The sequence below is a fragment of the Bacillus sp. MRMR6 genome (genome assembly GCF_001940785.1).
In the GTDB taxonomy this organism is placed as follows: Bacteria; Bacillota; Bacilli; order Bacillales; family Cytobacillaceae; genus Neobacillus.
Genome location: NZ_MSLS01000015.1, coordinates 100,877 through 114,398, shown reverse-complemented (window position 1 = coordinate 114,398; position 13,522 = coordinate 100,877). Strand labels below are relative to the sequence as shown.

13 protein-coding genes, 1 tRNA gene and 1 pseudogene are annotated in these 13,522 nt (G+C 41.8%); 3 read left to right on the top strand and 12 right to left on the bottom strand.

Annotated features, from left to right (window positions below):
* Positions 1–166, top strand: a pseudogene (locus BTR25_RS27160) (IS5/IS1182 family transposase); the annotation flags it as partial.
* Between the two features lie 712 nt (positions 167–878).
* Here BTR25_RS27160 and BTR25_RS15435 read toward each other — a convergent pair.
* Positions 879–950 (bottom strand) — tRNA-Arg (locus BTR25_RS15435).
* 197 nt (positions 951–1,147) lie between these two features.
* On the opposite strand from BTR25_RS15435, the gene clpP reads away from it, so the two are divergent.
* Positions 1,148–1,753, top strand: coding sequence for an ATP-dependent Clp endopeptidase proteolytic subunit ClpP (clpP, locus tag BTR25_RS15430; RefSeq protein ID WP_075688944.1), 606 nt, complete (start codon positions 1,148–1,150; stop codon positions 1,751–1,753).
* A 236-nt stretch (positions 1,754–1,989) separates the two neighbouring features.
* Here clpP and BTR25_RS15425 read toward each other — a convergent pair whose 3' ends face one another.
* From BTR25_RS15425 to BTR25_RS15395, 7 genes are all read right to left on the bottom strand, one after another.
* On the bottom strand, positions 1,990–2,247 hold the full coding sequence (locus BTR25_RS15425) for an HPr family phosphocarrier protein (protein ID WP_075688943.1): 258 nt from the start codon (positions 2,245–2,247) through the stop codon (positions 1,990–1,992).
* A 31-nt stretch (positions 2,248–2,278) separates the two neighbouring features.
* Positions 2,279–3,229 (bottom strand): DNA-binding protein WhiA, encoded by a 951-nt coding sequence (gene whiA / locus BTR25_RS15420; RefSeq protein ID WP_075688942.1) that lies wholly within the window; start codon positions 3,227–3,229, stop codon positions 2,279–2,281.
* Between the two features lie 146 nt (positions 3,230–3,375).
* Positions 3,376–4,362, bottom strand: coding sequence for a gluconeogenesis factor YvcK family protein (locus tag BTR25_RS15415; protein ID WP_075688941.1), 987 nt, complete (start codon positions 4,360–4,362; stop codon positions 3,376–3,378).
* Positions 4,359–5,252: an RNase adapter RapZ gene (rapZ, locus tag BTR25_RS15410; RefSeq protein ID WP_075688940.1), complete on the bottom strand. Its 894-nt coding sequence runs from the start codon at positions 5,250–5,252 to the stop codon at positions 4,359–4,361. The genes BTR25_RS15415 and rapZ overlap by 4 nt, the downstream gene beginning before the upstream one ends.
* Before the next feature lie 14 nt (positions 5,253–5,266).
* Positions 5,267–5,725 (bottom strand): NUDIX hydrolase, encoded by a 459-nt coding sequence (locus BTR25_RS15405; RefSeq protein ID WP_075688939.1) that lies wholly within the window; start codon positions 5,723–5,725, stop codon positions 5,267–5,269.
* Positions 5,726–5,981: 256 nt separating this feature from the next.
* Positions 5,982–6,932 (bottom strand): thioredoxin-disulfide reductase, encoded by a 951-nt coding sequence (trxB, locus tag BTR25_RS15400; protein ID WP_075688938.1) that lies wholly within the window; start codon positions 6,930–6,932, stop codon positions 5,982–5,984.
* An 80-nt stretch (positions 6,933–7,012) separates the two neighbouring features.
* On the bottom strand, positions 7,013–8,512 hold the full coding sequence (locus tag BTR25_RS15395) for a tetratricopeptide repeat protein (RefSeq protein ID WP_075688937.1): 1,500 nt from the start codon (positions 8,510–8,512) through the stop codon (positions 7,013–7,015).
* A 280-nt stretch (positions 8,513–8,792) separates the two neighbouring features.
* Here BTR25_RS15395 and BTR25_RS15390 point away from each other — a divergent pair, with 280 nt between their 5' ends.
* Complete coding sequence (locus BTR25_RS15390) at positions 8,793–9,707, top strand: nuclease-related domain-containing protein (RefSeq protein ID WP_075688936.1); 915 nt, start codon at positions 8,793–8,795, stop codon at positions 9,705–9,707.
* A gap of 1,075 nt (positions 9,708–10,782) precedes the next feature.
* Here BTR25_RS15390 and hisIE read toward each other — a convergent pair.
* Genes hisIE through hisH form a run of 4 tightly spaced genes read right to left on the bottom strand, consistent with a single transcriptional unit; the run spans position 10,783 to position 13,506 of the window.
* Positions 10,783–11,403: a bifunctional phosphoribosyl-AMP cyclohydrolase/phosphoribosyl-ATP diphosphatase HisIE gene (gene hisIE / locus BTR25_RS15385; protein ID WP_075688935.1), complete on the bottom strand. Its 621-nt coding sequence runs from the start codon at positions 11,401–11,403 to the stop codon at positions 10,783–10,785.
* Positions 11,400–12,161 carry an imidazole glycerol phosphate synthase subunit HisF gene (gene hisF, locus BTR25_RS15380; protein WP_075688934.1) on the bottom strand — a complete coding sequence of 254 codons (762 nt, stop codon included), beginning with the start codon at positions 12,159–12,161 and terminating at the stop codon, positions 11,400–11,402. Before hisF ends, hisIE begins: the two co-directional genes overlap by 4 nt.
* Entirely contained in the window at positions 12,158–12,883 is a 726-nt protein-coding gene (gene hisA / locus BTR25_RS15375) for a 1-(5-phosphoribosyl)-5-[(5-phosphoribosylamino)methylideneamino]imidazole-4-carboxamide isomerase (RefSeq protein ID WP_075688933.1), read from the bottom strand. Before hisA ends, hisF begins: the two co-directional genes overlap by 4 nt.
* Positions 12,880–13,506, bottom strand: a complete 627-nt coding sequence (gene hisH, locus BTR25_RS15370; protein WP_075688947.1) for an imidazole glycerol phosphate synthase subunit HisH — start codon at positions 13,504–13,506, stop codon at positions 12,880–12,882. Before hisH ends, hisA begins: the two co-directional genes overlap by 4 nt.
* Positions 13,507–13,522: the final 16 nt, after the last annotated feature.

Below are 13,522 nucleotides of genomic sequence, written 5' to 3'. Positions count from 1 at the left end.
AAAAAACCGCTATAAAATTGAAGCAAAAAATAGTGAACTCAAGCATGGGCACGGTTTTGAAACAGCCAAATCCTCGGGTTTATTTGGTATGGAAATTCAAGGAGCCACAACCATATTCGCTGTCAATCTCAAACGGATAATAAAACTTCTTAATGAAAAAGAATAGGAAATAGGCAGAGGTATAAGCAACTTCCCTTCGAATTTCGGTAGGAAGTTGCTTTTTTTTGTCTTTTTTCATCCATAATGCCTTTTCCTTATTTATAAAATATAAAAAACGGAAGTTCTTCAGTGCCCTCCGCTTTAGTGCCGAGGAGTCCCCCCGGGCCTCCTGCGGAAAGCGAAGCACCTGGATCCCCGCTCACGGGCAAAACCTCTCGTCGGTTTTTACCTTAGTCCCCTTGAATCTCCGCTCACGGGCAAAACCACTCGTCAGTTTTTACCTTACTCCCCTTGAATCCCCGCTCACGGGCAAAACCACTCGCCAGTTTTTACCTTACTCCCCCTGAATCTCCGCTCACGGGCAAAACCTCTCGTCGGTTTTTACCTTACTCCCCCTGAATCTCCGCTCACGGGCAAAACCACTCGTCAGTTTTTACCTTACTCCCCCTGAATCTCCGCTCACGGGCAAAACCACTCGTCAGTTTTTACCTTACTCCCCTTGAATCCCCGCTCACGGGCAAAACCACTCGCCAGTTTTTACCTTACTCCCCTTGAATCTCCGCTCACGGGCAAAACCTCTCGTCGGTTTTTACCTTACTCCCCCTGAATCTCCGCTCACGGGCAAAACCACTCGTCGGTTTTTACCTTACTCCCCCTGAAACAACACGGCCAGCAAAAATAAAAACCCCCTGTTAACAAGTAACAGGAGGCTTTGATGACGCGCTCGGAGGGAATCGAACCCCCATTTTAAGAACCGGAATCTTACGTGCTATCCGTTGCACCACGAGCGCATAGATAAATAACGACTTTCATATTATATGATATGATTTAAAACATTGCAAGGTTAAATTATGTCAGGAATGGTTATGATGTAAGAGGGAAAGTTGTCGAACAAATTACAGAGCGAATTGTTTGACCTTAATTGACCATCAGTGTATGATTACTATACATATTATAAAAACCTTTCATACCCAAAGGAGGAAGAATAATGAATTTGATTCCTACAGTTATCGAACAAACAAACCGCGGAGAGCGCGCCTATGACATCTACTCACGCCTATTAAAAGATCGCATTATTATGCTGGGCAGTGGTATTGATGATAATGTTGCCAACTCAATTGTAGCACAATTGTTATTCCTTGAAGCCGAAAACCCAGAAAAGGATATATCCATTTATATTAACAGCCCAGGCGGAAGCATCACAGCTGGTATGGCAATCTTTGACACTATGCAATTTATCAAGCCAGATGTACAAACCATCTGTATTGGTATGGCCGCATCAATGGGAGCCTTCTTACTTGCTGCAGGTACGAAGGGTAAACGTTACGCATTGCCAAACGCTGAAGTTATGATCCATCAGCCATTAGGTGGAGCACAAGGGCAGGCAACAGAGATTGAAATTGCCGCTAAGCGTATTTTATTCCTTCGCGAAAAATTAAATGGCATTCTAGCTGAACGTACAGGTCAGCCAATGGAGGTTATTAGCAAAGACACCGACCGTGATAACTTCATGACAGCCGAAAGAGCGAAAGAATATGGATTGGTTGATCACATCATCACCCGTAATTTCTTGGAAGAAAAGAAAAAGAAATAGAAAAGAAAAGAAAAGCGCAATCGCCCCGTTTAGCGGCGTATAACCTGGAGTCTTCTCCTGAGATAAAGGAAACACGAAGAGTGCTTTTTGCGATTCGTTGTTGACTTATCGTAGGGAGAAGAGCGAAGGACACTAGCCGCTGGGCGCTGGAGCTGGACAATTCTCAAAGTAGAAAATGTTATATTTCTTTAATTTTATAAAAAAGGGTTTGGCTGCTTAGCCAAACCCTTTTTATGTTATTGTTCCTTTTGAACAAACTCTTCTAGAGCCACGAGTGCATTTTCCTCATCATCGCCGTCAGCAATAATATTTACCACTACTCCTGAACCTACCGCAAGGCTCATAAGGCCCATAATACTTTTCGCGTTTACTTTTTTTCCGTCTTTTTCTAAAAATACATCCGCAGAAAACCGGTTAGCTTCCTGAACAAACAATGCAGCCGGGCGGGCTTGAAGACCTGTTTTCAATTTTACTTCCACCTGTTTCTCCACCATTGTATAAATCCTCCTCAAGGTTGTTTTTACTCTATTTTTTTGTTGCAATTTCACCCATTCTTAATTTCTCTGCAAACTCGTCTATTTTTCGTAATCGATGATTAATTCCTGATTTACTGATCGTTCCGCCAGACACCATTTCTCCAAGCTCTTTTAATGTTACATCTGTGTATGCTAAGCGCAGTTCGGCAATTTCCCGTAATTTATCAGGTAATAGGTGCAAGCCAACTGTATCATTAATGTAGCGGATATTTTCAACTTGTCTAATAGAGGCTCCAATTGTTTTATTCAAATTGGCCGTTTCACAGTTAACAAGGCGATTTACAGAGTTTCTCATGTCGCGGACAATACGGACGTCCTCAAACCGCAACAGGGCATTAACAGCCCCAACAATATTGAGAAACTCAGTGATTTTCTCTGCTTCTTTAAGGTACGTTATATAACCTTTTTTACGTTCAAGCGTTTTACTATTTAATCCAAAGGTATTCATTAATTCGCATAAAGACTCATTGTGTTCCTTATACAGCGAAGCAATTTCCAAATGATAAGATGACGTTTCTGGATTATTGACTGAACCTCCAGCTAGAAAAGCACCACGCAGATAAGAACGCTTACAACATTTCCTTTTTACCAACTGACTTGAAATATCATGGATAATGGTAAATCCTTCACCGAGGATTTTCATATCTTCCAAAATTTCTTTTGTCCTCTGGGATAAACGCACAATGTAAACATTGTTTTTCTTCAGTCGCATCTTTTTCCTAACCAATAGCTCAACGGGGACATCATAGCTCTTCTTTATGAGTGTGTAAATCCTTCTGGCAATCGCCGCATTCTCGGTTTGAATATCGACGATTAATTTTCGATTGGAAAAGGACAGAGATCCATTCATCCGGACTAGAGCGGAAAGTTCGGCTTGAACACAGCACGTTTTCACTTCCAAGTTTGTTAATTCTTTTTTTGTTTCCGAAGCGAAAGACACTCCGCCACCCCCTTCCCTGTCTAGCTCCAGCGCCTGCCCCTCGAGGTCAAATGCTCATCGGCAATAAAAGTCAAACAGTGGACTTTTTTTCCGATGAGCAGGTCGGGGCTGAACAAGGCGCTTTCGCTTTTCGTACCGGGTATTATTCAATACGCTTCATAGCGCTTTTTGGTTTCAATAATTAGCAAATTATATAATATTTCTGCCACTTTTTTCGGATCGTGTCTGAGTGCGCCCTTTTCCTGGATGGCAATATCCGCATGAACCACTTCAAGACCAAGCTCAAATAACAGCGGAAGATCATACTGGACAGGGTCTGCAAGTTCCTCATTATAGCGAAGCTGGATGTCTGCAGGAACCTCCTCGTTATTTACAAGAATGGTATCAATAAACCCACAAGACATATGATCATAAATTGCTTTTATATGGTCACTCGCCTTATATCCATGCGTTTCTCCAGCCTGGGTCATTAAATTACAGATATATACTTTCTTTGCATGCGAACGGCAAACTTCTTCTCCTAGTTTAGGAACTAGGAGATTAGGCAATATACTCGTATATAAACTACCCGGTCCAATGATAATCAAGTCTGCCTGCCTAATAGCTTGAATCGTTTCAGGCAGCGGCCGGATAACTTTTGGTGTTAAAAACACTTTTTTAATTTTTTTACCCGAGTAAGGGATTTTTGACTCTCCTGAAACAACCGTCCCATCTTCCATTTCTGCATGTAACACGACACTTTGATTTGCAGCAGGAAGAACCTTTCCGCGAACGTTTAAAACTTTACTCATTTCTTGTATTGCATGAACAAAATTACCTGTAATAGAAGTCATCGCTGCTAGGATCAAATTCCCTAGTGAGTGACCTGATAATTCATTTGATGTTTTAAAACGATGCTGGAACATTTCTTCAACCAGCGGTTCAACATCAGATAGGGCCGCTAGTACATTTCGTATATCGCCTGGCGGTGGAATGTGCAAGTCATCCCGCAATCTTCCAGAGCTACCGCCATCATCCGCAACGGTCACAATGGCAGTTATGTCAACAGGATATTGTTTTAATCCTCTTAACAAAACCGGTAACCCAGTTCCACCGCCAATAATGACGATTCTTGGCTGTGCTAACTCTATCATGTTGTTTTTTCCTTTCTCCTCTCAATGTCACGGTGTGATACACAGGTCTTGTAGTCACTCTCAAAGAATTTCCCAATGTATTCTGCCAGCGCCACAGAACGATGCTGTCCACCTGTACATCCAATCGCAATCACAAGCTGTGCTTTTCCTTCCCGTTTATAATGTGGAAGCATAAACCCGAGTAAGTCCGTTACCTTTTCCAGGAACTTTTGTGTTTCATTCCACTTTAGAACATAGGAGGAGACCTCTAGCTCTAATCCGGTTTTAGGACGCATATGTTCGATATAATGAGGGTTAGGCAGGAAACGCACATCAAAAACTAAATCAGCATCGATTGGAATTCCATGTTTAAATCCAAATGACATGACATTGACGGTAAAGATAGATTTTTTATTCAAGGTAAACTCAGATAATATTTTTTCACGTAATTCACGAGGCTTCATTTCAGACGTATTATAAATAAGTTGGGCTCTTCCCTTCATCTCTTCTAGAAGTTCCCTCTCAAGTTTAATCCCTTCTAGTGGTGAACTAGCCTGGGCCAGTGGGTGTGAACGTCTCGTTTCTTTATATCTTCTTACTAAAGTAGCGTCATCTGCATCTAAGAAAAGAATTTTTGGTGTCACCCATGATGTTTCAGCAAGGTCGTCAAGGGCTTTAAATAAGTGGTCAAAAAACTCCCTTCCTCTTAGATCCATAACTAATGCTACTTTATTCATTTTATTCCCGGATTCTTTCATAAGTTCAAGAAATTTAGGTAATAGCGTAGGAGGCAGATTATCTACACAGAAAAAACCCAAATCCTCCAGACTTTGAATAGCTACTGTTTTTCCCGCTCCTGACATCCCCGTTATAATGACCATTTGTGTCTCATTCACTGTACCGGTACTCATAATCGTTCCCCCTCTTAACTTGGATCTAATCGATAACTGATTAGTTGAAAATCATGTGTGTAAGTAAATGTGCCATAAATAATCCCATTCCCATGAACCATGTAATCAATAATATGATAATCACCAGCTGCCATTGGCAGGTCTTTCAGCTGGTCCAATTTATGCCATCCCAGTTTTCCTTCATCTGATTCTTCAAAACGAATTCCATCAGATTCGGTAGCGACAAACGTAAACATCATCCATTCAGAAGTAACTTGATCATTTTCCTTCATTACAATGGTAAAAATGCCCTTTAATTGGGGGTTCTTTAAATAAATACCTGTTTCTTCACGGAATTCACGGATACAGGAATCTCTAACAGATTCCCCTTGCTCCATTTTGCCTCCAGGTGCTACCCACCAGCCTCGTCGTGGTTTTTTTAATAATAGTATTTGGTCATCTCTTATTAATACACAATTGGTGACTCGCTGCACAACATTCACCCTCTATATAAAGTTAACGCAAATTAATCAATCGTAATAGGTATTCTTTTTATTATACTATTTTTGAGATAGGGTCACAATGAAATCAGATTCCTATGTAAAAATTTCAAAAAAATAGCACAGGCTTTTAAAGCCTGTGCACCAAAATATATTGTTAAAGGGGGTCAATTCCTAAATTCATTGTACCTTATTATTATTTCATCACTGTTACAGTTGAATTACTTTTTGGTAAATCTTGCACAGAGATTTAATTTTTAGCTTTCAGTTCCTCTTGCAGTTCCTCCACATAGTGCTGAGCACTTTGAGCAGCAATACTGCCGTCCCCTGTTGCTGTTACAATTTGACGAAGTGTTTTCTCACGGATATCACCTGCAGCAAAAATTCCTTTTACCTTTGTTTCCATCCGTTCGTTCGTTTCGATATATCCCGCCTCATTGGTGATACCTAAGCTTTCAAAAGGCTTTGATAATGGTACCATACCAACATAAATGAACACTCCATCTGCCGGAAGCTCACGTTCCTCACCATTTTCAGTTGAAACAATTGTGACGCTCCCAACCTTGCCGTCTTTTCCATTGATGGATTTCACTGTATGACTCCAGATAAAGTCTACCTTCTCGTTAGCAAACGCTCTATCCTGTAAAATCTTCTGCGCACGGAGCTGGTCCCTGCGGTGAACAATGGTCACCTTAGTCGCAAAGCGTGTTAAATATACACCCTCTTCAACAGCAGAGTCTCCACCGCCAATTACATATAATTCCTTACCTTTAAAGAAAGCCCCGTCGCAAACTGCACAATAGGAAACACCACGGCCACCAAGTTCTTTTTCACCAGGAACGCCAAGTTTTTTATATTCAGCACCTGTAGAAATGATAATGGAGTATGCCTTGTATTTTTTTGATCCTGCGACAACTTCTTTATAATCACCATGATCAATGATTTCCTTTATGTCACCATATGCATATTCAGCACCGAATTTTTTAGCGTGCTCGAACATTTTTGTAGATAAATCAGGCCCTAGGATCGTTTCAAATCCAGGATAGTTTTCAACATCTTCCGTGTTAGCCATTTGACCGCCAGGCATACCGCGCTCAAGCATTAAGGTAGAAAGGTTTGCACGAGAAGTATAAACAGCTGCTGTCATCCCAGCAGGACCAGCACCAGCAATAATGACATCATAAATTTTTTCTTCAGACATTATCTTTTCACTCCTAAAAAAATACGATTAAGTGTAGTATTCCCTACCTAATCGTATAAAACAATCGTAATATAGTCCATTTATCTGCTTAAATGCAGGTAGTTGTTCACGATTTTTACATATTTGCCGATTGTGGCTGAAGATAATCCGTAGCGATTGGCAACTTCTTGTTGTGACACCTTTTCATTACTCGTTTTGTACCATACGTATTCCATCGCACCGGCCCAAGCCTGTTTATTATTTAAGCGAATACTCGACTTTGACATTTCAACAAAGACTGCAAACCACATTAAATATAAACCAGACTCTATAGTACCAATCGGGTGGTGCTTCTGATAAAGCATTTCAGCAATTTCCTGAGCATCCTTAAGTGAAGATGGCATTCCTGATTTTAATAAAGAAACATACTCCTTCTCCATCTTTGTCAACTTCTGATTCTGATAAAAGCGCTTCGAAGTGGAAATTTCATCAATTTTCCCTGAAACAGATGCTAGGAAGATGGCGAATAAACGCTCTTCAATATAGTCACTTTCCAACTTTTGAAAAATTGATCCTGAATGGTCTTCAAAACCGTTAGCCTGCGGCTGGTCTACATTCCAAGGTTCATAACCTTCCTTGTCAGGACTGATCTCCAATACCGTTTTCCAAATCGTTTTAGCAAAATTCTCATACCCGGTATAATACGCTGAATGAGAAAGCCAATAATAAAAAGGACCGTCGCCTTCAAAACCATTTTTATACAGCTTCTTTAACCAGAAATAAGCAAGCTCATACTCTCCAACTAATGCAAAGGTCGCACCAAGCTTAAATTGATGGTCAGTGATAATTGGCTGGATTTTTTTCAACGTCTCTTTCATACTTTTTATGTTCCGACTTTTCCCTTGATAATGGGCAAAAACCAATTTGTTACAGAGAGCATGAAGATTCCCTGGATTACGTTCAAGAACATCATTTAAAATGCCGTCTGCCTTTTTAGCTTTTCCAAGGTAAAAATAAGCCAAAGCTAAGTTATTGTAGGCTGACCAATATTCAGGGTATTCCTCCACCACATCATTTAACAATTCAATGGCTTTTGGAAAATAGCCTGATTCTAATAAATCACGCGCCTGCTCTTGTTTAACAATCAAATCATCCTGTCCGTAAAGTTCTTCCTCAATATCCGACTCGAATGTTAAAAGATCAAGCAGATCCATGGTATCCTCAAAGAAATCACCATTCGGATCTATCTCTATATAAATTTTTGCATGATGATACGCATCTTTAAAAAACCCCATATGGGCATAGTTGTTTGCTAAAAAGTAGTGACATTCAACCATTTCTTCATCAAGATCTTCAAGGATTAAATGCAAGAGCCGATTGGAGTAGTCAAACTCGCCAAGTTCAGTTAACACGATTGCCAGCTGACAAGTAATCATTGGTTCACCTGGTTCCAGCTGCATCGCCCGCTCAATATATTTTTTAGCTTTTTTAAAATCACGGCGATGGTATGCCTTTATACCCTTCGTGAAATAATATTCCCCCGTAGGAATAAACGACAGTATTTTTCCCGTATTAAGTCTTGCTTTCGCGTCTTTAACCATGAAGTCCTCCATCTTTCTTAAAGTGAAACTTCGATTAGTGAAAGTTTTATTAAATCCACTAATTTTAGTTGATTACTCAACCAACTTATGTAGTATACCATATTCTTGGGCTGTACGAGAAGGGAAGGACATGGCAATTGCAATTTATTGTTCGACTATTGCGGGTTGGCGGTATTTCATGGCGGATAGCTGAATGTTCAATAAATAATCATTTGTATATCTTGTTTACTTTTCATAAAATTAAGATGTGCTTTTGAAATAATTGAATAGGATGTGGGATATGCTTATTAGACCTCGGCCAGAACCTTTAGTATTAGTTCTCTTAAAATTTTTAAATGCTCGAATGGTAATACCGATAGACCATGTTAAAAAGTTAAAGACACTCCAAAAAGGTTATGAGGGTGAGCAGCGGAGTGATACTTGGTTAAAAGATAATCTTACCGACAATTGGCTGGTTATTCATGACTTATTACTGGAATATCAAAACTCCAAGTTTCAAATTGATACATTAATCATTGCTTATGAGAAAATTTATCTTTTAGATATTAAAAACTTCGAAGGTGACTATCATATGGATGGTGATAAATGGCACACCGATACAAATCCAAATATAAATAATCCTTTGCATCAGTTGAGTAGATGTGAGACTCTCCTTCTCAAATTACTTCACGAACTGAGGTACGAACACCCTGTTGAACCTCACCTTATTTTTAACAACCCCGAATTCCATTTATACACAACTTCCAAACACCTTGCTATCGTTTTCCCAACACAATTAAACCGGTTTATGAGAAAATTAAATGCAAGACCCGTTAAACTGAATAATAGGTACTTTCAATTAGTCGAAGAATTAATATCCCGGCATATCGTAGAATCACCTTATCCTAATTTACCTTCTTACACATATGATCAGCTGAAGAAAGGGATAGTGTGTCCTGATTGCTATTCTTTTTTAACCTATTTTAATAAGGAAACCCTCTGCTGTGAGAAGTGCGGCTGCAAGGAGGGGGTAGATGCATCCGTTTTAAGGAGTGTTAAGGAACTCAAGTTGCTCTTTCCGGACAAGATCATAACAACTGAGATTGTATTTGATTGGTGTAGTATTATTAAATCAAGGAAGACTATCAGGCGAGTACTTTCTAGGCATTTTAAAAAAATGGGGACTACCTGTGCATCCCATTACGAAGTCTATTAGTAATAAACATAGAGGCGTAAAGTACCGGGACATAACTCCTTAGACTTTGTTCCCGGTAATGCCCTGTTTTCCGGTAGTTTCTATTCGGTTTTTACCTTACTCCCCTTGAATCTCCGCTCACGGGCAAAACCTCTCGTCGGTTTTTACCTTACTCCCCTTGAATCTCCGCTCACGGGCAAAACCACTCGTCGGTTTTTACCTTGCTCCCCCTGAATCTCCACTCACGGGCAAAACCACTCGTCAGTTTTTACCTTACTCCCCCTGGATCCCCGCTCACGGGCAAAACCTCTCGCCGTTTTTTACCTTACTCCCCTTGAATCTCCGCTCACGGGCAAAACCTCTCGTCGGTTTTTACCTTACTCCCCTTGAATCTCCGCTTACGGGCAAAACCACTCGTCAGTTTTTACCTTACTCCCCTTGAATCTCCGCTCACGGGCAAAACCACTCGTCAGTTTTTACCTTGCTTCCCTTAGATCCCCGCTCACGGGCAAAACCTCTCGTCGGTTTTTACCTTACTCCCCTTGAATCTCCGCTCACGGGCAAAACCTCTCGCCAGGTTTTACCTTACTCCCCCTGAATCTCCGCTCACGGGCAAAACCTCTCGTCGGTTTTTACCTTACTCCCCCTGAATCTCCGCTCACGGGCAAAACCTCTCGTCGGTTTTTACCTTACTCCCCCTGGATCCCCGCTCACGGGCAAAACCTCTCGTCGGTTTTTACCTTACTCCCTCTGAATCTCCGCTCACGGGCAAAACCTCTCGTCGGTTTTTACCTTACTCCCCCTGAATCTCCGCTCACGGGCAAAACCTCTCGCCGGTTTTTACCTTACTCCCCTTGAATCTCCGCTCACGGGCAAAACCTCTCGTCGGTTTTTACCTTACTCCCCTTGAATCTCCGCTCACGGGCAAAACCACTCGTCAGTTTTTACCTTACTCCCCCTGAATCTCCGCTCACGGGCAAAACCACTCGTCGGTTTTTACCTTACTCCCCTTGAATCTCCGCTCACGGGCAAAACTTCCTTTAATCTTTACGTATTCTCTACTTTACACCTTCAAAACCACAAAAAAGACCAGCATCTACTGCTGGCCCTGATGTCTTTCTTCCAACGTTTTAAGAATAACGCTAAATGGCAGGCCTTGTTCGACCAGCAAGACTTGAAGGTGATAAAGAAGGTCGGCCGCTTCCCATCTTAACTCTTCTGTATCGCGATTTTTAGCCGCAATGATCACTTCTGCTGCTTCTTCTCCGACCTTTTTCAAGATTTTGTCGACGCCTTTTTCAAACAAGTACGTCGTATAAGCACCCTCAGGACGCTCGACCTCACGTTGCAAAATCACTTGTTCTAACGTTTGCAAAATCTGATAATCTGCGAGTGTCCCCGCCCGGCGTTCCACCACTTCTTGCGAAAAACAGCTGACAGCACCGGTATGGCAAGCTGGGCCCTTTGGCTCAACAAGAACAAGGATGGCATCTTGATCACAGTCATATTTCATACTAACAACAGACTGAGTATTACCACTAGTTGCTCCTTTATGCCATAACTCCTGGCGAGAACGGCTATAAAACCAGGTCTCGCCTGTTTCAAGCGTTTTTTCTAACGATTCTTCGTTCATATAGGCTAGGGTTAAAACTTCCTTTGTTTCGGCATCCTGAATGATTGCAGGTACAAGCCCTTTTTCATCGAATCGGACATTCATCGGACCGTCACTCCTTTTTCTTGCAGATAGCTTTTTACTTCATTTACAGACGTTTCTTTATAATGGAAAATCGATGCAGCAAGGGCGGCATCTGCCTTTCCCTGAAGAAATGCATCTTCAAAATGCTCAGCATTTCCAGCACCACCGGAGGCAATGACAGGAATTGTAACTGCTTCACTAACCGCTCGGGTCAGATCCAGATCAAATCCACTTTTCTCGCCGTCACTATCCATACTCGTTAATAAAATCTCTCCAGCACCTAACTGAGCAGCTTTCTTCGCCCACTCGATTACCTTCCACTCTGTCGAAGTCCGGCCCCCGTGGGTATAAACGCGCCAAGTCCCAATGGTATCATCGTATTTGGCATCAATGGCTACAACAATACATTGGGAACCAAAATAACTCGCTCCCTCTGCAATTAAGTCTGGATTCAAAACGGCAGCAGTGTTTAAAGACACTTTATCAGCACCCGCACGAAGAATTCTCTTCATATCCTCAAGCGCATTAATTCCTCCACCCACGGTAAATGGAATCGCAAGCTCTGAAGCAACGGCTTTAACCACCTCAACCATTGTCTTCCGTCCTTCTATAGAGGCCGAGATATCAAGAAATACCAACTCATCTGCGCCCTGCTCGTCATAAAATCGTGCCAATTCGACCGGATCGCCTGCATCACGAAGCTGGACGAACTGGATCCCTTTAACCACTCGGCCATCCTTAACGTCTAGACAAGGTATAATTCTTTTCGTTAATGTCATTTTCTCACCTCATCCAGCGCTTCCTTCAAAGTGAAACGATTTTCATAAAGGGCTTTACCGACAATTGCACCCTCTACACTAGTTCTATTCAACGCCGCTAAATCAATAAGACTACTAACACCACCAGAAGCAATGACACTTTTTCCGGTTATTTCAGCTAGTTCAATCGTCGCTGCAATATTTGGACCTGCGAGTGTACCATCTGTGGCAATGTCCGTAAAAATAAAGGTTTCAGCTCCTGCATCAGCAAATTGCTTACCCAGATCAACCGCCTTAACCTCTGAGGTATCCAGCCACCCATGTGTCGCAACATAGCCATTTTTCGCGTCAATCCCTACCGCAATCTGACCGCCATACTTCCGAATCATAGAAATCGCAAACTCCGGGTTGGAGACCGCAATACTTCCAATAATTACACGACTAATCCCATTTTCTAAATAATGAACGATATCCTCCTCAGAACGGATTCCACCGCCAATTTGAATCCGAACATCTTCTAGCTCTCTAGCAGCTTCAATGACAAAACGGTCATTCACCCGCTTGCCGTCCTTTGCTCCATCAAGATCGACCATGTGAATCCATGCTGCTCCATCCGCTGCAAAGCGTCTTGCCATATCAAAAGGGGAATCCCCGTAAATGGTTTCCTGATTATAATCACCTTGTAAGAGACGGACGCAATTACCGCCGCGCATATCAATCGCTGGATAAATTGTAATACTCATCGTACCAAGTTCCTTTCGTCCACCATTTGTAAAAAGTTCTTTAGCAGAGCCATTCCAAGCTTACTGCTTTTTTCAGGATGAAATTGCATGCCATAGATATTTCCCAGTCCAACAACTGCTGAAACATTCTCGTGATAGTCAGCTTGTGCCAACAGAACATCAGAGTTTTCTGCGTTTACAAAGTAAGAATGCACAAAGTATACATAATCTTCTTCTAAACCCTTCAAAAGTGGAGAGGATTGGACAAATTCAAGTCGATTCCAGCCCATATGCGGAACCTTGTATAGCTCGCCTTCTGCCGTCTCTCCAGAAAAGCGTCTAACACTTCCTGGTAGCAAGCCTAACCCTTTTGTATAGCCATTTTCATTACTGTCTTCAAACAATAACTGCATTCCCAGGCAAATACCAAGAAGCGGTTTACCTGAAGCAGCAAATTCTTTTATCGTGTCTACCTGCAGACGCTCCATTGCATCACGGAAGGAACCGACTCCCGGAAGAATTAAGGCATCTGCTTGAAGAAGCTCTTCCTTTTCGCCTGATAAAAAATAGTCGGCACCTAATCGCTCAAGAGCCTTGCTCACGCTAAACAGATTGCCCATTCCATAGTCTACAATCCCGATCATAGAAACAGTCCTTTCC

What these genes read in the sequence shown, in the direction of transcription:
- trxB (WP_075688938.1), bottom strand. Translation starts at nt 6,932, where the DNA reads ATGTCTGAAGAAAAAATTTATGATGTCATTATTGCTGGTGCTGGTCCT.
- clpP (WP_075688944.1), top strand. Translation starts at nt 1,148, where the DNA reads ATGAATTTGATTCCTACAGTTATCGAACAAACAAACCGCGGAGAGCGC.
- hisH (WP_075688947.1), bottom strand. Translation starts at nt 13,506, where the DNA reads ATGATCGGGATTGTAGACTATGGAATGGGCAATCTGTTTAGCGTGAGC.
- rapZ (WP_075688940.1), bottom strand. Translation starts at nt 5,252, where the DNA reads ATGAGTACCGGTACAGTGAATGAGACACAAATGGTCATTATAACGGGG.
- BTR25_RS15390 (WP_075688936.1), top strand. Translation starts at nt 8,793, where the DNA reads ATGCTTATTAGACCTCGGCCAGAACCTTTAGTATTAGTTCTCTTAAAA.
- hisA (WP_075688933.1), bottom strand. Translation starts at nt 12,883, where the DNA reads ATGAGTATTACAATTTATCCAGCGATTGATATGCGCGGCGGTAATTGC.
- hisIE (WP_075688935.1), bottom strand. Translation starts at nt 11,403, where the DNA reads ATGAATGTCCGATTCGATGAAAAAGGGCTTGTACCTGCAATCATTCAG.
- BTR25_RS15415 (WP_075688941.1), bottom strand. Translation starts at nt 4,362, where the DNA reads ATGATAGAGTTAGCACAGCCAAGAATCGTCATTATTGGCGGTGGAACT.
- hisF (WP_075688934.1), bottom strand. Translation starts at nt 12,161, where the DNA reads ATGACATTAACGAAAAGAATTATACCTTGTCTAGACGTTAAGGATGGC.
- BTR25_RS15425 (WP_075688943.1), bottom strand. Translation starts at nt 2,247, where the DNA reads ATGGTGGAGAAACAGGTGGAAGTAAAATTGAAAACAGGTCTTCAAGCC.
- BTR25_RS15395 (WP_075688937.1), bottom strand. Translation starts at nt 8,512, where the DNA reads ATGGTTAAAGACGCGAAAGCAAGACTTAATACGGGAAAAATACTGTCG.